Annotated in this window: 16 protein-coding genes and 1 pseudogene; 15 read left to right on the top strand and 2 right to left on the bottom strand. The window is 47.7% G+C overall.

All coding sequences use genetic code 11. The features are described from left to right. The first annotated feature begins 47 nt into the window (after positions 1 to 47). From OXN25_13375 to queF, 11 genes and pseudogenes are all read left to right on the top strand, one after another. A complete protein-coding gene (locus OXN25_13375; protein MDE0425848.1) occupies positions 48 to 782 on the top strand; it encodes a hypothetical protein in 735 nt (244 codons plus the stop codon). Between the two features lie 320 nt (positions 783 to 1,102). Next, entirely contained in the window at positions 1,103 to 1,459 is a 357-nt protein-coding gene (locus OXN25_13370) for a hypothetical protein (GenBank protein ID MDE0425847.1), read from the top strand. Positions 1,460 to 1,651: 192 nt separating this feature from the next. Continuing rightward, positions 1,652 to 3,484, top strand: coding sequence for a fumarate reductase/succinate dehydrogenase flavoprotein subunit (locus OXN25_13365; GenBank protein MDE0425846.1), 1,833 nt, complete (start codon positions 1,652 to 1,654; stop codon positions 3,482 to 3,484). A gap of 155 nt (positions 3,485 to 3,639) precedes the next feature. After that, positions 3,640 to 4,380, top strand: coding sequence for a succinate dehydrogenase/fumarate reductase iron-sulfur subunit (locus OXN25_13360; GenBank protein ID MDE0425845.1), 741 nt, complete (start codon positions 3,640 to 3,642; stop codon positions 4,378 to 4,380). Between the two features lie 55 nt (positions 4,381 to 4,435). After that, complete coding sequence (locus OXN25_13355) at positions 4,436 to 5,572, top strand: Gfo/Idh/MocA family oxidoreductase (protein MDE0425844.1); 1,137 nt, start codon at positions 4,436 to 4,438, stop codon at positions 5,570 to 5,572. A 66-nt stretch (positions 5,573 to 5,638) separates the two neighbouring features. Next, positions 5,639 to 7,627 carry a tetratricopeptide repeat protein gene (locus OXN25_13350; protein ID MDE0425843.1) on the top strand — a complete coding sequence of 663 codons (1,989 nt, stop codon included), beginning with the start codon at positions 5,639 to 5,641 and terminating at the stop codon, positions 7,625 to 7,627. 789 nt (positions 7,628 to 8,416) lie between these two features. Beyond that, positions 8,417 to 9,733: pseudogene (gene rho, locus OXN25_13345) on the top strand (transcription termination factor Rho). A gap of 119 nt (positions 9,734 to 9,852) precedes the next feature. Further along, a complete protein-coding gene (gene rpmE, locus OXN25_13340) occupies positions 9,853 to 10,068 on the top strand; it encodes a 50S ribosomal protein L31 (protein MDE0425842.1) in 216 nt (71 codons plus the stop codon). A 108-nt stretch (positions 10,069 to 10,176) separates the two neighbouring features. Then, the gene (prfA, locus tag OXN25_13335; protein MDE0425841.1) at positions 10,177 to 11,244 is read left to right on the top strand and encodes a peptide chain release factor 1; all 1,068 of its coding nucleotides are present in this window, start codon (positions 10,177 to 10,179) and stop codon (positions 11,242 to 11,244) included. Between the two features lie 27 nt (positions 11,245 to 11,271). Then, positions 11,272 to 12,168, top strand: coding sequence for a peptide chain release factor N(5)-glutamine methyltransferase (prmC, locus tag OXN25_13330; GenBank protein MDE0425840.1), 897 nt, complete (start codon positions 11,272 to 11,274; stop codon positions 12,166 to 12,168). Between the two features lie 37 nt (positions 12,169 to 12,205). After that, positions 12,206 to 12,610, top strand: a complete 405-nt coding sequence (gene queF / locus OXN25_13325) for a preQ(1) synthase (GenBank protein MDE0425839.1) — start codon at positions 12,206 to 12,208, stop codon at positions 12,608 to 12,610. 48 nt (positions 12,611 to 12,658) lie between these two features. Here queF and OXN25_13320 read toward each other — a convergent pair whose 3' ends face one another. Further along, positions 12,659 to 13,687 carry a Gfo/Idh/MocA family oxidoreductase gene (locus OXN25_13320; GenBank protein MDE0425838.1) on the bottom strand — a complete coding sequence of 343 codons (1,029 nt, stop codon included), beginning with the start codon at positions 13,685 to 13,687 and terminating at the stop codon, positions 12,659 to 12,661. Between the two features lie 22 nt (positions 13,688 to 13,709). After that, positions 13,710 to 14,558, bottom strand: coding sequence for a phytanoyl-CoA dioxygenase family protein (locus tag OXN25_13315; GenBank protein MDE0425837.1), 849 nt, complete (start codon positions 14,556 to 14,558; stop codon positions 13,710 to 13,712). A gap of 122 nt (positions 14,559 to 14,680) precedes the next feature. Between OXN25_13315 and OXN25_13310 the strand changes: the two genes are divergently transcribed. The 4 genes from OXN25_13310 to OXN25_13295 all read left to right on the top strand — a co-directional run bounded on the left by OXN25_13310 (position 14,681) and on the right by OXN25_13295 (position 18,917). Further along, a complete protein-coding gene (locus tag OXN25_13310; GenBank protein ID MDE0425836.1) occupies positions 14,681 to 16,237 on the top strand; it encodes a GMC family oxidoreductase in 1,557 nt (518 codons plus the stop codon). A gap of 69 nt (positions 16,238 to 16,306) precedes the next feature. Beyond that, entirely contained in the window at positions 16,307 to 17,278 is a 972-nt protein-coding gene (locus OXN25_13305; protein ID MDE0425835.1) for a pyridoxal-phosphate dependent enzyme, read from the top strand. 33 nt (positions 17,279 to 17,311) lie between these two features. Next, positions 17,312 to 18,397 (top strand): amidohydrolase family protein, encoded by a 1,086-nt coding sequence (locus OXN25_13300; protein MDE0425834.1) that lies wholly within the window; start codon positions 17,312 to 17,314, stop codon positions 18,395 to 18,397. A gap of 49 nt (positions 18,398 to 18,446) precedes the next feature. After that, complete coding sequence (locus OXN25_13295; GenBank protein MDE0425833.1) at positions 18,447 to 18,917, top strand: serine hydrolase; 471 nt, start codon at positions 18,447 to 18,449, stop codon at positions 18,915 to 18,917. Positions 18,918 to 18,944 lie beyond the last annotated feature (27 nt).

The following is an 18,944-nucleotide window of genomic DNA, read 5'->3' as shown; positions in this document are numbered from 1 at the left end:
TTTCAGACGAGTTCGGTAATGAAATGTAAACACAACGTAAGGAAGGATTGGTTTTAAACCCACTTTTCCCTTCCTTACGAATTTCTGAAATTCAATTCCTTCGATTTGCTCTTAGTGGTGATAAAATTCTCGATGCTTGTCAAACAATGATGAACGATCAAAAAATTCACCCCACATACCGACAACTCGCTTTTTTGGAGGAGGTTGAGGAGATTAGTGAAGGTCAGCATTTTAACTTTGCTCTGGAAATGATAGATAAAACCGTAAGTGAGGATAAGTTTTCAACAAATTTTGACGCGACACTCCAAAAAAGACTATTCTTTATCAAATACAAAATTTACGCCGAACGATACATGATAGGAAAAGACGACCAGTCAGGCAGACCCATACTCATCCGAGAGGTTGTTGATTACTTTCTTGAAAAGGACGGTGAAAAATATCCGTATCCTGTCATGACAGCACGAGTGCTTGAATGGATGGGACACATTAACGAGGCGGAAGATCTATTCCGTGAGGTTATTAAAACTTCCGAAGATTCATGGGACTCAGGTAAAGAATTGGTATTACTTCTTCAGCGAGATGGACGTTTGAAAGAAGCTTTATCTGCAGCGAATCTTCTTGTTGAATCAGCCCCTTGGCGAGCTGAAAGTTTTGACGTGTTAAGTTACGTTGCTGAAAAAGTTGGTGATACTAATCTAGCAAATCATGCTAAAAAGAAGGGCAACCTGACCTTTGACAAAGAGAAAAAACTTTTCGAGAAATTAAGAACTCTTATATCGTAACCCTATACTCTGCACTTCTGATTCTGGATTTTTAGTATTTACTTCTCAAACCCCTGTGGTTCCAACATTCAGTGAGCATTTTCGGCAATCGGAGAAAAAGATATATGCGACATCAAATCTTATTTCTGATATCCAAACTTATTTATCAATATCCAAAAATTCGTGTTTTTTAAATTGTGCAAGTTCTATTTAAGAAACGTAGGTTGGGTAGAACGAAACAAAACCCAACGGATCTGAATAAATATAATTCCGCACATAATGTTAATAGCGGTAGTCCCCCGGGTCCGTTCACGCTTTAAACCTACAGAGAGATATAAACTATGGTTACTTTGGATGATATTTTAGTGGATCACATAAAAACTAAAATTGAACAAGACAATTTGGTTTCACGACTCCTATCTTTACGCGATGAAAACTTAATCAATGAAATCAAAGAAATCGGAGCTAATATCGCATTAGATGTTGCCTCCAAAATGCAAGGCACGAATCCATACGATTTATCTATACGAATAACTGCTGATCAAGAGAACGAATCTCTACTTTCTAATTCTGAGGCAGCACAAGAGGCTAACGCACGACATAATACGACACTGAAAATATGTGATCGAATTGCAAGTGCTGAAGTTGCAATGAAAGTAATGGAAGACTTGAGAAGCAAATATGGGGCACCTCAATAGAACAATACTTGAAATTAGAAGAATGGACACTAGAATTAGCGTTAACACACTGGATTATTTCTCGGAATTAAACAGTTTTTCGGTTGGGTAGAGCATAGCGAAATTTAAGAAAAAATGCATACTTCTACCGCGGAAAGACAGCAATTTTAAACAATATAAATTACATGCTGGGGAAAGTGAGGGAATTTTAATTTGGCATCTTACGAAACTCACGAATATGACGTGCTAATAATCGGAGCCGGTGGTGCTGGACTTCGCGCTGCCATTGAAGCCGCTACGGATGATCTCAAAGTTGGACTTGTATGTAAATCCTTACTCGGCAAGGCACATACTGTGATGGCAGAAGGCGGTGTCGCTGCTGCTTTAGCAAACGTCGATGAAAGAGACAGTTGGCGGGTTCATTTTGCTGACACAATGCGTGGTGGACAGTATCTCTCCGATGCCCGAATGGCAGAACTCCATGCACAGGAATCACCCGATCGCGTCCGGGAACTTGAAGCGTGGGGCGCGCTTTTCGACCGGACGCAAGATGGAGGCATCCTCCAGCGGAACTTTGGTGGCCATCAATACCCACGCCTCGCACACGTCGGTGACCGGACAGGACTGGAAATGATTCGTGCCTTACAGGACCACGGTATCCACCAAGGCATTGAAGTACACATGGAGAATACCATTATTTCGCTCTTGAAAACGGGTGACAGGGTATCGGGTGCCTTTGGTTACGAGCGTGAAAAGGGACGATTCAAGGTTTTTTCTGCGAAAGCTGTTGTTTTAGCAACCGGTGGGGTCGGAAAGGCATATAAAATCACGAGTAATAGTTGGGAATATACCGGGGATGGACACGCTCTGGCATACCACGCTGGCGCAGAACTCATAGACATGGAGTTCGTCCAGTTTCATCCTACGGGCATGGTGTGGCCCCCGAGTGTTCGAGGTATCTTGGTCACAGAGGGAGTGCGTGGTGAAGGCGGTGTTCTCACAAACAGCGAAGGCAAACGCTTCATGTTCGACGACATTCCCGAACTCTATGTAAACCAGACAGCAGACACTCCTGAAGAAGGCTGGTTGTATACGCAAGGTGACCGTGATGCGCGTCGTCCGCCGGAACTCCTCACACGTGATCACGTTGCCCGGTGTATTGTTCGAGAAGTGCAAGAGGGACGAGGCAGCCCACACGGGGGTGTATTCTTGGATATAGCGTGGATTAAGGAAAAAATTCCGAACGCCCCAGAACACATCCGTAGGAAACTGCCGAGCATGTACCACCAGTTCAGGGAACTCGCCGAAATTGACATCACGTCGGAACCGATGGAGGTGGGTCCAACGACACACTACATCATGGGTGGTATCCGTGTTGATGCAAATTCACAGATGACAGCGGTGCCCGGACTCTTCGCTGCAGGCGAATGTGCTGCCGGTTTACACGGCGCAAATAGACTCGGTGGTAACTCACTATCAGACTTGCTCGTTTTCGGCAAACGTGCTGGCGAATATGCAGCGCAATTTGCAATGGAAAATACGTCTGTCTCACTGGATGAAGCAGAAATTGAGACAATCGCTGCGCATACACTCAAGCCTTTTGAAAACCCTGCAGACGATGGTAGCGGAGAGAAGGTGGGTCCTTATGACATCCAGGCACAACTGCAAGAAAAAATGCAGGATCTGGTAGGCATCGCTCGAAGTCAAGAGAGTCTTACACAGGCTTTGGAAGAGATTCAAAACTTGCGTGGGAAAGCCGAGAACGTTCACGCCATTGGCAATCGTGAATATAATGCTGGATGGCATACTGCTCTTGATCTAGACTGTCTCCTGACGGTTTCCGAAGCGATTGCCCTTGCGGCGTTAGAGCGCAGGGCAAGCATAGGCGCGCATTCACGGGACGATTATCCTGAAAAAGAGGAACCCGGTGCCGGCAAATACAACACTGTCATCAAGAAAACGGACAACGGAGCGATGGAGATCCGACGACATCCAGTTGATGAACTCCGGGCGGACCTGAAGGAAATCATAGACGAGATGGGGTAGATGGTCATTGGTTATCTGTTATTGGTTGTCGGTTAAAGAGGTTCTGATGACAGTAACCTAAACGGAAAAAGGAGGAAGTAGTTGATGCTTGTCAGGGGATGCTCGCGTCACAGCAGACGTAACCGATAACCGACAACCGACAACCGACAACTATTATGGCGAAAGCAACTTTTAGAATCTGGCGCGGCAATGCGGAGGGTGCGCAATTTGTCGATTACGATACTGAGGTCTCCGAAGGTATGGTGGTCTTAGACGCTGTCCACCGCATCCAAGCTGAACAAGCGAATGATCTGGCAGTCCGATGGAATTGTAAGGCAGGCAAATGCGGTTCCTGCTCCGCCGAAGTCAATGGGCAGCCGAAATTAATGTGTATGACGCGCCTGAATGACTTACCCCTTGAGGAACCCGTTACAGTCGAACCGATGCGGGCATTTCCGCTCATCAAAGATCTCGTTACAGACGTGTCGTGGAACTTTAGGGTTAAAGAGAAAATGAAACCCTTTGCGCCGCGACCGCCTGACGCTGAAGATGGTACATGGCGAATGGAACAGGAAGATATCGACCACGTCCAAGAGTTTCGGAAGTGCATTGAGTGTTTCCTCTGTCAAGATGTGTGCCATGTTCTTCGGGAACACGATCTTCATGACGAATTTATTGGACCGCGGTTCTTCGTCTATGCTGCTTCCTTAGAGATGCACCCGATTGACACCGAAAATCGACTGGAAGAATTGAAGGACTCAGATGGTATTGGGTATTGTAACATTACAAAGTGCTGCACGAAGGTATGCCCGGAGCATATCACAATTACGGACAACGCCATCATCCCGCTTAAAGAGCGTGTAGTTGATCAGTTCTACGATCCAATAAAAAAACTTTTTCGTGTTTTTAGTCGTTAAAGTGTGCTGTTTGGAAAGCCTTAAGTGCAATGTATAATCCGGAGATGTGAGAAACATGGAAACCAGCAAGAACGATATTTTAAGAGTCGGTGTGATTGGACCCGGAGGTGCTGGACGCGGTAACACACTGGGTTTCGCGACACGTCCGGATGCAGAGATTGTCGCTGCTGTGGACACCCATGAAGCGAGTTTAGACGCTTTAGAAGACGCGCTCAAAGAACGCGTTGACGGCTATAAAGCGAATAGTTTCAAACGTTACCTCGGCGAACACGAATTCGTCGAAATGCTGAATCATGAAGATTTAGATATTGTCGGTGTGTTCTCGCCGCACTCCCTGCACGATATTCACACAAAATATGCGCTGCGTGCCGGATGTCATGTCATCGTCGAAAAACCGATGGCGAATGTCGTCGGCGATGCAATCGCTGTAACGAAAATTGCGATAGGGAGTGGGTTACACCTCGTCGGTGGGTATCAACGCCATTACGAAGATACCTATATGGCAGCGAGGCGCGCAATCTCGGAAGGTCGTATCGGAAATCTACAGAAATTCGATGTCTATATGGCACAACGATGGGGGGCACACGGCTGGCGTGGAGATCCACGCTTCTCTGGTGGTGGTCAACCTAACGATTCTGGAAGTCATATCCAAGACATATTCTTGTGGATGACTGGGACATTGCCGGTTGAAGTCTACGGCACAACCGATATGAAATTCGAGGATGACAACGGAAATGTTATCACAAAACTTGTTGAAATTAATTCCTACTCTGATGTAACATTGGATAACGGTGCTGAAGGCACAATCACTATCCTCGGTAACACGCGCGTTGGGTTCGAGGAATGGTTCATTCTTGAGGGAGACGAAGGTACGATTGAAATCAAAAACGGCATCCGCTACATACCCAAAGATGGTGAACCCGAACCTCTTTCCTATCAGCGTCCAGAAGGGTATCCTCAGAATAAGGTTGACCAGCTCGTCGGTTTGGTGAAAGGCGAATACGACACAAACTATACCTCCGGCATCAACGGAGTCCGTACCAGTTGGTTGACGAATTGCATCCTCGAAGCAGGCAAAGGACCTGACGCGAAGAACAGAGTCAATTGTGACGCGGTCATTAAAAAAGAGGGTTATACCCGTCAAGAGGTTTTAGCATTTATTGATGAATGTGCATCCAAATCGTGTCACTAATGCATAAGAATGCCGATACAGGTAGGTGCCTTCAAACTAAGCGAATATGAAAAAAGGAGAAAAACCGTGAAATTCTTGGCACAACTCGCAAACTTCCAGAAATTTGCTGTTATTAAAAGTATGAAGTCTTATCTACTTATTGCTGTTATTTTAGTAATCGGGGTGCAAATCGGATGCGTGACGGGCAATGCCCTACGCACTGCAGAAAATCTCGCTGCAGAGAAAGACTATCGCGGTGCCCTTGAAGCCTATCAAAATGTTGTGGATACTCAACCAGGCACACCAGAAGCCCTCCAATCACAACTCGCCATAGGCGAACTGTTAACTGAACAGATGAGCCAACCGGCAGAAGGTATCAAAGCCTACGAAGCGGTCATCGCTGCAGCCCCAGAAAGCGATGAAGCAGCCGAAGCACACTACAATCTCGGTATGCACTATTACCGACAAAAAGACTACGAAACGGCTCAGGCACAATTTGATACAATTATTAACAAATTCCCACAATTGGAATTGAGCCATAATGCGCAACTGATGTTAGCCAAAAGCTACGAGGACGCGCAGAATTTTGAGCAGGCTGTAGAGATTTACGATAATTTTGCGAATCGTAATCCGAGGAGTGAACGTGCGGCAATAGCCATCGCCCGCAAAGGACAAATCCAGAAAGAAAATCTTAAAGACGAGGAAGAAGCGAAACGCACTTATCAATCACTCGTTAAAAGATATGGAAAGGTCGAAGGCACTGAAGAAGAAATTGAGAAAGCAAAGCAAGAACTGACCGCACTCAACGCCAGCATCCCAGAACCAGATGATCCACTCGCAACCCAAGCAGGCAGAGCTTACGCGCGACAGCAAGCGACGCGCGAACGGGACCGACCGCGCGGGGGCGTTGAGAGAAGTCGTGCGATGGGGAACGTTGAGACTATAGTCGCCGACTCTGGATTTGGTGTCAGTGCGTCAGAAGTGATGCGGAATTTCGGCGGACAAGGGGGCATCGCCGGTGACGAACAGGGCAGTTACTATGACGCAGAGCTTATGATTGCGAGTTTCTTCTACGGTGACGAGAACTACCGGGACGCGGGGGCGTTATACTTTGATGCGATTGCCCGGGCGGAAGCTGCAAAAGCAAAAATTGACCCGTATGCCTATCTGCGACTCTCAATTTGCTATCGCAAAGTTGGAATGCACCAACGTGCGAAAGAGGTATTGAAACAAGCAGCAAAACGAGATAGTGGGGTTATTGAAGCAGTTATTAACACTGGACGTACGCACTATACCTCCGAATCCTACGAGCAGGCACTGGAAACTTACAATTCCGTCATCGGGTTGGCGCGGGGTAAGAATTCTGAAATCTATTGGTTAATCTCGCTGGTCTACCAAAAATTAGGTGAACCTGAAAAGGAACGCGAGGTACTTGAACGTTCAGTTGCTGCGAATACGCAGAACATTGACGCGATGCAAAGCCTCGCCGAAGTCCTGCACTATCGGCTGAAGGATCGGAAAACTGCTGCGATATTTCAGGATCTCGTTGATCAGAAGGGCGATTCCTATATCGGTTCAAAAACGCTCGGCGACCTAACTTATAAGTACGGCAACTACGTCCAGGCCCGTGCGAAGTATAGAGCTGCCGCTCGTACAGCAAAACGGTTGCTCGGTAAGTCAGAAAATGATGCTGAAAAGCGAGAACTTCAAAATCAAGTTGTCTATGCAACGGTCCTCGCTGCACGCGCAACGCATCACCTGAATCGGGAAGAAGATGCCCAAAAGATGATTGATGAGCTGGCGGTAGAATATCCCGATCACGCGCTGATACCTTACGGCAGAGGCGAATTGGCACTTCTTAACGATGATACAGAAACTGCCGTCGCCGAATTCAAAGCATCAATTGAGAAAAATCCGATTTCTGACATTGCGCTGATTGCTCTTGGTGAGTACTATGTCTCACAAGGCTATAACGACGATGCCGTCGCCCTCTGGAAGGGCTATCTGGCGAACAACCAGTATAACCAGAATGTCCGGCGTCACCTTAAAAGGTTGAAGGGGGACGAAGAAGAATAGGCAAAATGCGCGGTTTTTCAACCGCGCTTCAGCAGAATAATTCCGAAAAATGTTTTTTCTTTGAAAAAAAACTTGACCTTTTTAATTCAATTCGGTATAATTAATAATTAAAGTTCTTAACTTCCTAAGCGCGAAGCACGTTTCAATTCACAAATTTTACCTCATAAACGGCGCAAGCTGCTGAGAAAAGCGTGCTTTGAGGAAAAACGAGTTACTGGCTGTGGTACATTGTGTGCAATGCCGGCTTCAATCTGTTTTCCCAATATGAAAAATCCAGAAGTTGCATTTTCAGGTAAAACTAACTACTCGCATGCATTGTGAAACAGCCATACGAGCGACATTTCCGCGGGCAACACTGCACCTACTCCATCGATACCCTGTATATTCTGATATTTTGCTGCGCTGCGTATGTCGCAGCAATCTCTCATATATTAAATTAGGTGTCATGTCAGCTTACCTGCTCTGTAGAGGACCCTGGTCTTCCTGTGTCAATCCTATACCTCTGAACTACCAAACAAGTATAGGGAAACCCGGTAGACGCGTTTTTAAGCGTGTGCCGAAAGCGATAAAAACCAACAGTTAATTATCCTATAGCATCAGCCCTGCTTCCATTTTTAACATGTTCTGCAAATCCCACGTTAGCCACGGACTTCACGTCACAATGACATTTCGTAAACACGGCGTATGTAAGTGGGAATAAAGAACACGCTAGGTTGTCAGACGAACCCTACGGTGGAATGATTATTTTGGAACCGGGCACAATGAGGAGTATTAGAAATTATGGAGAGCTTGGACATTGGCAAGCTCCAAGAAATGGAGTTCTCGGAACTCAAAGACTTCGCACTGACACTCGGGATTGAATACACCGGGTCTCGGAAAGAGGAATTGATTAACGAAATCATAGAGGCTAAATCTGAGGGAGACACCCAATTTTATGGGGGTGGTGTTCTGGAAATCTTAGATGACCGGGATCAACACTACGGTTTTCTCCGCTCACCGCGCTCTAATTATCTGCAAAGCAATGAAGATATCTACGTATCCTCATCGCAAATCCGGCGATTTGATTTGCAGACGGGTCACGTCGTTGAAGGTGTGATTCGTCCGCCGAAGAAGACGGAAAATAAAGCAGAACGGTATTTCGCCATGCTACAGATTGAGAAAGTCAACGGCGAAAAACCGGAAGCTGTCAAGCAGAAAATTCTTTTCGATAACCTCACTCCTATTTATCCACAGGAACAATTGAAGCTGGAACACAATACGTCGGAATTCGCGACCCGTATGGTGGATTTGATGGCACCCGTTGGTAAAGGACAGCGTGGATTGATCGTTGCTCCACCTTACAGCGGTAAAACCACGTTGTTGAAGAACATCGCCGCTGGTATCGAATCGAATCATCCTGAAGTCTCTCTCATCTTTCTGTTGATTGATGAACGTCCAGAAGAAGTCACAGATGTCGCACGGTCTGTCAAAGGAGAGGTAATTAGCTCGACCTTCGATGAATACCCGGAACGCCACATCCAAGTCGCTGAAATGGCGGTTGAGAAAGCGAAACGATGGGCTGAGTACGGAAAAGATGTCGTCATCCTCTTAGACAGTCTGACCCGCCTTGCGCGTGCTTACAATTTAACAGCACCGCATAGCGGCAAAACGTTGACCGGTGGCATAGATGCGATGGCACTTGTGAAGCCGCGTCAATTCTGCGGTGCGGCGCGAAAGTTTGAAGAGGGCGGCAGTCTTACAATTATAGCCTCAGTTCTCATAGGAACTGAAAGTCGCGGAGATGAAGCGATCTATGAAGAGTTCAAGGGAACAGCGAACATGGAAATCCACTTGGAACGCTCCCTACTGGATCGACGGATTTTCCCGTCGATTAACATCGAACGGTCAAAAACCCGCCGTGAAGAACTCTTGTTAGCCCCCGACGTGCTTAATAAAGTCTGGGTGCTGCGGAGATTCACAAGCCAGATGGACAGCGCGGAATCTCTGGAAATGCTCGTTGAACAACTTGGTAAAACTGGTACGAATGACGAGTTTCTCGAAGGGATGGTCGATAACGCAGGTTATGGCAGTGCTACTGCGAGAAACAACGCTCGTTTAAAACGGTAAGCGTGTGCTACGCGCCTACCGATGCGTACTTCAAAAAACGCATTAATAAGAATACTGAGAAGTTTTTAGCCGAATAGCAACCCGTAATTCGGATATTCTCAAAATTAAGGAAGGATACTATGAAACCTGAAATTCACCCCGAAATGGTAGAATGTGTTATCACATGCGTCTGTGGCGCGACCCATAAAACGCTCGCGATCCAGTCGACAATGCGAGTGGATATCTGTGGGAAATGTCATCCATTCTACACCGGGCAGCAAGCTCGTTTTATTGACACTGCCGGGCGCGTTGAAAGTTTCCGTCGACGCTACGGGCTAACTGAAGATAATGAGTAGAATAAGTAAAGGTCTCCGTGTCCTTACAACAACAGACACGGGGTAGTTTTTAGAAAAATAGAGGCAATATCTTCTACTTTCAATAGCTAACAACAGTGGTTTGATAAAATGCTTGAAAAACTTAAGGATATCGAAACTAAATACGCCGAAGTTGAAAGAGCACTCGGAGACCCAGCACAAGTTTCCAATCAACAGCGGTTAATGGAGTTATCCAAAACGCACGCGGAACTCTCGCCTATCGTGTCCGCCTATCAGAAATATCAGCAGTTAGAAGCGGCACTCGAAGAGACGCAGCTCATGCTGGAATCGGAAACGGATACGGAAATAGTCGGGTTAGCAGAGGAAGAGTTGGAAACCCTCACTGCGCAAAAGGAAGAATTAACAGAGGAGCTGAAGCTGCTCCTAATTCCGAAAGATCCGAACGATGAAAAGAACGTTATCATCGAGATCCGGGCAGGGACTGGTGGGGAAGAGGCGAGCCTTTTTGCGGCTGAGTTATTTCGGATGTACACCCGATACGCCGAGCGTCAAAACTGGAAACTTGAGATTCTCAATTCAAATGCGACAGGGTTAAAAGGATTTAAAGAGATCATCTTCTCAATTGAAGGCGCAGAGGCATACAGCCAATTGAAATATGAGGGTGGCATTCACCGGGTCCAACGAATTCCGGCAACGGAAGCGAGTGGTCGTATCCACACCTCCGCTGTGACTGTAGCCGTCCTCCCAGAAGCAGAAGCCCTCGATTTGGAAATTGATGAAGCAACCGAATTGCGAATCGACACCTATCGTTCCTCGGGTCCCGGTGGGCAGAGCGTTAACACAACCGACTCGGCTATCCGGATTACACACATCCCAACGGGGTTGGTCGTAACGTGCCAAGATGAAAAATCTCAGCACAAAAACCGCTCCAAAGCGATGAAGATTCTCCGTGCCCGCCTCCAAGAACAAAAACAGGCTGAACTCAACAGTGAAAGATCGGAGACACGTCGGTCAATGGTCGGAAGCGGGGACAGGAGCGAAAAGATTCGCACTTACAACTTCCCGCAATCTCGCGTCACGGATCATCGAATCCAATTCAGTACCTATCAATTAGATTCCGTCTTAGACGGGGACATACAGGAATTTATTGATCGGTTGACAACGGCTGACCAAGCAGAGAAGTTGAAAGAGACTTAATCCACGCCGACCAAGGAATCTTAAATCATGCCCAATAAGATATGGCGCGTGGTGGAGTTACTCGACTGGACAGCTGGATATTTTGAACAGCACAGTATCCCAACGCCAAGGTTAGATGCCGAAGTTCTGCTCGGACACCTATTAAATAAAGGTCGCTTACAACTCTACCTTGACTTCGACATGCCTGTCTTCCAAGAACACCTCACACCTTTTCGCAAACTGATCCAAAGGCGAATTGAGCATACACCTGTCAGCTATCTAACGAATCGAAAAGAGTTCCTATCTTTAGATTTTTACGTCGATGAACGGGTCTTGATTCCGAGACCCGAGACGGAACAACTCGTTGAAACAATCCTCGCAATAAAAACGGATACACCGCAGCGGGTGCTTGAAATCGGGACAGGTAGCGGCGTTATTGCTACGAGCCTTGCAGTACACGCGTCAGCGTGGGACATTGTTGCGACCGATATATCCGAACCCGCCCTTGCGGTCGCACAACAAAACGCCGAAACACATGCGTGCTCATCACAGATTACGTTTATGTCCGGGGACCTGTTTGAACCGATAAAGATGATAGCCCTCCCTGAAGAGCGACAATTCGATTGGATCGTTTGCAATCCGCCCTATATTAAAAACGTAGAACGGGGTAGCCTCAGTCCTGATGTCCGAGACTATGAACCTGAGATTGCCCTCTTTGCAGGCGACGACGGCCTTACTGTGATTCGGCGATTAATTACGGAAGCTCCGCAATACCTCGCACCGAATGGAAAGCTACTTTTTGAGATCGGAGACACACAGGCAGACCCTGTTCGCGCCCTCATCAATGCGGAACCCGCCTATTGCACATACGAACTTCTCAAAGACTATGCGGAAAAAGATCGCCTCGCCCTCGCCAGTGTATCATCAGCGCATGCCCCCGTGTAGAGCAATACCCGCAATTAAAAACGTGGAGATTTGAAGAATGAGCCAGTCAACCGGCTATGATGACTTACAAACCCATATCCGCCAACTGAAAACACCCGCAATCGAAACATGGGAAAATCAATACAGCGTCCGAGATTACACAATCGAGATTACCAATTTAGAGTTTACTGCGGTATGTCCTAAAACGGGGTTGCCGGATTTCGCGACGCTCTGCATCACTTACGTGCCGGACCGGGACTGTGTAGAATTGAAATCGTTGAAAGAGTACTTTCTTTTTTTTCGGGATATCGGTATTTTTCACGAACATGTAGTGAATAAGGTGCTTGAAGATTTTGTGGAAGCGTGTCATCCACGGAAGGCGGAAGTTATGGGTGATTTCAACATCCGCGGTGGTATCAAAACGGTTGTGCGGGCAAGTTATCAGAAACCGACACAAGAATAGGCACGCTCTGGAAACGCGCCTACAAGTGTCTGGTTAAGTAGACCGACGCTATAAAATAGGGACGGAACGTCCTATCCGAGCGGATTCATAGATCGCATCGAAGATTTTTGCGACGTTCAGCACCTCCTCTGCTGGCACTGGAGACGGTAAGCCCTCCCGAACTGCTTTGTGGAACGATTCAAATTCACTCGGCAAACCTGTGAGAAGTTTCGGCTTGTAATTCACCATCTCATCCTTTTTATCGCGGTAAATCTGAAGCGGTTCGTATGTCGCACCGGCTAAATCCCCCATGAAAAAAGTGCCGCCGATGTTCTCAATATGTGATGCCCATGCGGTTTCTAAGGTTATTGTCAACCCGCCTTCAAAATGGATTGTGCCCATTGCAAAATCCTCGACCTCGAATTCTTCAGGATTCCATTTACCCCACGGGTTGATAACATTCTTTCTATGCCCAAATTTTTTGGTTGCCATGCCGAAGGCTTCAATCGGTTTCGGACAACCAATCATCCAAAGCAAGACATCAAGGATATGCACGCCGATATCAATGAGCGGACCACCGCCTGCGATGGCTTTACTGAGAAACGATGGTGAGGCGGGGACTCCACGCCGTCGTACCGACATTGCTCGGGCATAGTAGATGTCGCCAAAGAACCCTTCATCGTAGAGTTTTCGCAACGTGCGTGCTTCAGCGCGGAATCGCGATTGTAACCCAATCTGCAGCACTTTGCCACTAACTTTCTGTGCGTCTACCATCGCCTGCCCGTCTATGGCATTGGCGGCAATCGGCTTTTCACAGATAACGTGTTTTCCAGCGTTCAAGGCGGCAATCGTCGGACCGGCATGGAAGTTATTCGGTGTGCAAACGCTCACCGCATCCAATTCATCCATTGCAGCCAATTCTTCGTAATCACTGAAAACGTGTGGGATGTCGTGCTGTTTGGCGAACGCTTTTGCGCGTGCTTCGTCAATATCGCATGCTGCGATAATCGAAACACCTTCGACACTCTTATGACCGGGAAGATGTTTACCTCCGGCGATGCCACCACACCCAACGATGCCTACTTTGACTTCTTTCATTCTCGTTCCTCCGTTATATGTATCAGATTGCCACAGTCTGTGGAGCCTGTTCCAAATCCAGATTGTGCGACCTTGCCCATTCTGCGCCAGCCCAATGAACACCATTTGGGTCAAGCCTACCCTGCGTATCTGTGGATGCTCCAAGAAACTGTCTGCCGAGGTCGTCTAAACTCTCCACCAACTTTGCTTCTGGTTGTAGTGTATCATTATAATACCGGAGATAATAATCGGGTTTAATCCAGCGATAGTGGTATCCGTAAATGACGACCTTAGAGATGTTCTTTCTGAAATTCAGCCCTGCGGCATGGTAGATACGACTCTCAAACAGAAACGCATCGCCTGCTCGGAGTAGTGGTTCATCATACACCGGCGGATCCACTTCGCCTTCAGGGATACGCAGGGGTTCTTTCAACTTATGGCTTTTTCGGATAAACCATGTCGCCCCTGAGTTCGGCACACTGAAATCTGTTAAGCAGTAGCCGACCTTCAATCCAACGCGCGGGCACCCTTGATGTCCAACGTCCAAATGTACACCAACATCCCGATGCCAATTGCGGTTGTCGGGTTTCTCGGGTGCCTGTGGATGTTTGTAGATAAGCGCGGTGTTGGTAATATGGATATTTGTACCGAGCAGTTGAAGGATTAATGGGACAGCCCTTGACTGTGTCGCAAGGTCAGCGAAGGCGGGTTCCTGCACCAGCCCGTACCGCCGATGCGCGTAATAGCCGTGGTATTCAAATGACGCCATGAGTCGATCCCCGGTTCCTGTCAAGCGATCAATCATGTCGCTATCAATTGCGGAACGCACGATGAGATAGCCGTTTTCCTCAAATTCTTGACGGTGTGCCTCTGTCAACTGAACAAATTCCATGGTTACTCTCCTTTGCCGCTTGAAACTTAGTGGGTTGATAGACGCGTGTAGATATGCTATCATAGATATGAAATGATGTCTATTAATTAGTTATCGGTTGTCAGTCGTCAGTTTTCAGTATTATGAATAAATCTCAATCCCGGATTTCCAGTGTCCTTAACGCTGCTCGCTTTTCACAGCGTAAAAAGAAAATAGAGGAGAAAGAGGTTGCCGACGTATGCGTTATCGGCTCCGGTGCTGGTGGTGCGGTTGTTGCGAAGGAACTCGCCGAGGCGGGACTCTCGGTAATCATTTTAGAGGCGGGAGAACATCATGATCCAACCACCTTTGGCACTTATGAACCGGAAATGCTCCGTCGTCTTTTCTGGGATAGCGGTCTACGGTCTACACGCGACGGTGCGATTGTTATTTCACAAGGGAGAGGTGTCGGCGGTTCAACAGTACATAACCTCTGCTATGCGGTCCGTCCCCCGCAAGTCCTACTGGACAGATGGGGCGTTCGAGAGATATGGCCCTACTTTGATCAGGTGGAGCAGACGCTCGGTGTTACACAGATGCAAGAAACAGATGTAAATCGCTTAAATGCCGTTATCCGCCGCGGGTGTGATCGGATGAGGTGGCGCGGTGGATTGCAAAGGCATAATCGCGGTGCTTGCGTTATGTGTGGCGCGAGGTGTCTCTTTGGATGTCCTGATTCCAAATCTATTCAGACTGAACCGACAAGAACAGGCAAACAGAGCATGGCGGTTACATATATCCCTTTGGCACTTGCAGCGGGGGCACGACTGTACAGTAACTGCGTAGCAGAGAAAATCCATGTAAGACATAAGAGAGCCGTCGGTGTTTCGGCGCAGCTGCCATCAGGTACACTTTACGTTGAAAGCAGGGCAGTGGTGTTAGCGGCAGGTGCTATCAACTCACCACAACTCTGGTTAAAAAGCGGGTTACCGAATACGAACCGACAGGTCGGAAGAAACCTCCATCTGCATCCTGCCATCTTTGTAGGTGGAGTCTTCAATGAAACGATCGATGGACATCTTGGTATCCCGCAAAGTTACTATATTGACGAGTTTCTTGACCTGAGACGTTCACCAGATAGCGGTTACCTGCTCATGCCTGCTTTCGGGTCCCAGATGATCGTTGCAGCAAGCCTGCCGGGATTCGGTAGAAGCCATCAAGAACTGATGGAACACTACCAACATATCGCTGCGCTTCTTGTCCTCCTACACGATAGAACAACGGGACGGGTATCCATAAATCACAAGGGCACCCCAAATATCTCATATCGTCTGCAGCGCTCAGATAAACGGGTATTGGTGGAAGGGGCAATTAATGCTGCCACACTACTCTTCGCTGCAGGTGCCAGAGAGATTGTTATGCCCTACACAGAACACCTCCCAATCAAAACAGAGAAGGATCTTGAAATTGTTCGTCAACGCGGCATCGCACCAAACGATATTATGATGGCATCAAGTCACCCGCAAGGCACACTTCGGATGGGAGAGGACAGGCATAAAGCCGTTGTTAAACTTTCAGGAGAATCCCATGCAGTACCAGGCTTATTTGTTGCCGATGCAAGTCTCTTTCCGACCTCTATTGGAATACCACCAACGCTGACTGTTGCTGCACTCGGTAGACACGTGGCAGGTCAAATAATTGAGAGCGGCATTGCGGAGTGAGGTTAGGACACTTCACCAGCAAAGGCAAAGCGTTTTTGTATCTATTTACTTTCGTCCTTTACGTAAAAAATGATTGAATCAATTCCATACCTTTCGCTTGGAAATTTTCCAACCCCTGTGCAGCGTCTTTCAAATCTTGAGCGATCTCTTGGGCTCGAATCGCTCTGGATAAAACGTGATGACCTAAGCGGTCTACTGGGTGGTGGCAATAAAGTGCGCAAACTGGAGTATATGTTCGCAGCGGCACAAGCACACTCGAAGGGAACTGAAAGGAAAACACTCTTTACAATCGGTCCAACAGGCTCTAATCACGTCCGAGCGACAACTGTTTACGGCAAAGCATCTGGCTTCCGCGTGGAATGTTTGCTTTTTAAACAACCGCCTACCGAGTATTCTGAAACAAACTACCGTACAATCTGTGAGCAAGCAGACCGGGTTCACGAGGTACAACACATGCATACCATGTTTGCCCGTTACGGGTATGAACAGATGAAGACGGTGCTTGGAATCGGAGAGGAACGTTATTTTATCGCAGCGGGAGGTTCTTCTCCACTCGGTTCCGTTGGCTACGTGAAAGCCGTTTCGGAGTTGAAATCACAGATTGAGGAAGGCATTATGCCAGAGCCGCGGTTTATCTTCGTGCCGGTGGGGACTTGTGGCACCATTGCGGGCTTAATAGTCGGTGTGAGACTTACCGGATTGCGAACCCAAATTGTCGGTATTCGTGTCGCCGACCGGGTCGTCGCGAATTCGTGGGCAATCTCCCGTATGGTCAAGCGGACCTTACGGCTCATCGGTGCGGTGGATGTCGATTACATCAATCCACGACGCATTGAACTCTGGCACGACGATTTCGGAAAGGGATACGCCATCCCAACGGAAGCAGGTATGCGTGCGGTAGCACTGATGGCTGAAGAAGAGGGTATTACGCTTGAGAATACCTACACCGGCAAAACGTTGGCAGGACTTGTCCACTACATAAAAGCACAGGAATGTGAAGACGAACACATCCTATTCTGGCACACTTATGGCGGCAGATAAAAAACCAACGATACAACCTAAAAGGAAAAATATATGGATACAGAGAATTCCAAACCGAGTTTCGTTCAGACTGGAATACCTATCATCGATTGCGATCTCCACAACCGACTCCCGTCCCTCGAAATGCTCTACCCGTACCTACCCGACTACTGGTGCGACTATTGCGAAGAATCCGGCTTTCCTGGACCGGATGCGAATGACTACCCGGACGGTGTTCCGACCTCCACGCGTCCAGAGATTACACATCCGATAGAAGATCGTCCCGGATCAGATTTAGCACTTTTACGCCAGCATGCCCTCGATTTCTGGGGGGTTGAATACGGTATACTGACGTGTGGGTTTCGGGTGCAGAGCGTACACAACGAAGACCTTGCAGCCGCACTCGCTTCGGCAGTCAATGACTGGCAGATTGAGCACTGGCTTGACCCTGAACCGCGTTTACGTGGGTCCTTGATTGTTCCAAGTCAGAATCCTGAACTCGCCGTCCGAGAAATTGAGCGTTTAGGTGAACATCCGGGATTTGTACAGATTATGCTACCTGCCCGATCACAAGCACCTTATGGCAATAGACGCTATCACCCTATCTACGCAGCGGCTGTGCGCTATGGTCTCGTTGTTGGCATCCATTATGGTGGGGCACCGGGACTACCGCCGACATCTGTAGGGTGGCCCTCAACGTATTTAGAGGAATACGTTGGTATGTCGCAGGTGTTTCAGGCACAGGTATTGAGTCTTGTGTCGGAGGGTGCTTTTGATAAGTTTCCTGATTTACGCGTCGCACTCATAGAGACGGGGGTTACATGGATGCCGTCGCTGATGTGGCGATTCGATAAAGAGTGGCGCGGTTTGCGCGGGTTGACCCCGTGGGTGAAACGACCGCCATCGGCGTATATCCGAGAACATATCCGTATGACGCTTCAACCGATTGATGCACCACCGACAGCAGCAGAATTACTTCAGATTGTCGGGCAGCTTGACTCGGAAGATATGTTGATGTTTTCAAGCGACTATCCTCACTGGCACTATGATTCTCCAGAAGAGGCTTTCCCTGCACAGTTACCGCAATCGCTGGCACGTAAAATCTTGTCTGAAAACGCGCGGGAGTTTTATCGACTCTAAATAGGTGATGCGAAAATGATGCCAAACCTTTCACCAAAAGGAGATAGCAATGACAACACACAAGACACTTGCGGCAAAAATTGATCAGCTGTTCGCGGAATGGAACCGATCAGATTCCCCTGGTGCTGCCGTGGCGGTCATCAGAGACGGTGAAGTCATCTATAAACATGGATACGGGATGGCGAACTTGGAATATGACATCCCGATTACTCCAACGACCATCTTCGACATTGCTTCAGTATCCAAGCAATTTGCAGCGTTTGCCATCGTCACTTTATCTCATCAAGGGAAGCTGTCGATAGATGACGACATTCGGACACACCTACCCGACCTCCCGAACTTTGGAAATACAATCACAATTCGGCATCTCTTGCATCACACCAGTGGACTACGGGATTGGGTACAGTCGCTTTCCATCGCTGGCGACCTAATGGACGATATAATTTCGTTTAAACATATTCTGAAAATGGCGAGACATCAGAAGGCATTCAATTTCGCAATAAGTAGTTTTGGGATTTGAAAAATTGGTTGAAAGAGTGCGGTGAAC

This window comes from Candidatus Poribacteria bacterium, assembly GCA_028820845.1.
Lineage (GTDB): Bacteria > Poribacteria > WGA-4E > WGA-4E > WGA-3G > WGA-3G.
The sequence above is the reverse complement of the archived record's forward strand: the minus strand, read 5'-3'. Positions and strand labels throughout refer to the sequence as shown.

Coding starts and splice junctions, on each gene's coding strand:
- OXN25_13305 (MDE0425835.1), top strand. CDS start 16,307: ATGATTGAATCAATTCCATACCTTTCGCTTGGAAATTTTCCAACCCCT.
- OXN25_13315 (MDE0425837.1), bottom strand. CDS start 14,558: ATGGAATTTGTTCAGTTGACAGAGGCACACCGTCAAGAATTTGAGGAA.
- OXN25_13360 (MDE0425845.1), top strand. CDS start 3,640: ATGGCGAAAGCAACTTTTAGAATCTGGCGCGGCAATGCGGAGGGTGCG.
- OXN25_13300 (MDE0425834.1), top strand. CDS start 17,312: ATGGATACAGAGAATTCCAAACCGAGTTTCGTTCAGACTGGAATACCT.
- prfA (MDE0425841.1), top strand. CDS start 10,177: ATGCTTGAAAAACTTAAGGATATCGAAACTAAATACGCCGAAGTTGAA.
- OXN25_13295 (MDE0425833.1), top strand. CDS start 18,447: ATGACAACACACAAGACACTTGCGGCAAAAATTGATCAGCTGTTCGCG.
- OXN25_13320 (MDE0425838.1), bottom strand. CDS start 13,687: ATGAAAGAAGTCAAAGTAGGCATCGTTGGGTGTGGTGGCATCGCCGGA.
- prmC (MDE0425840.1), top strand. CDS start 11,272: ATGCCCAATAAGATATGGCGCGTGGTGGAGTTACTCGACTGGACAGCT.
- OXN25_13370 (MDE0425847.1), top strand. CDS start 1,103: ATGGTTACTTTGGATGATATTTTAGTGGATCACATAAAAACTAAAATT.
- queF (MDE0425839.1), top strand. CDS start 12,206: ATGAGCCAGTCAACCGGCTATGATGACTTACAAACCCATATCCGCCAA.
- OXN25_13355 (MDE0425844.1), top strand. CDS start 4,436: ATGGAAACCAGCAAGAACGATATTTTAAGAGTCGGTGTGATTGGACCC.
- rpmE (MDE0425842.1), top strand. CDS start 9,853: ATGAAACCTGAAATTCACCCCGAAATGGTAGAATGTGTTATCACATGC.
- OXN25_13310 (MDE0425836.1), top strand. CDS start 14,681: ATGAATAAATCTCAATCCCGGATTTCCAGTGTCCTTAACGCTGCTCGC.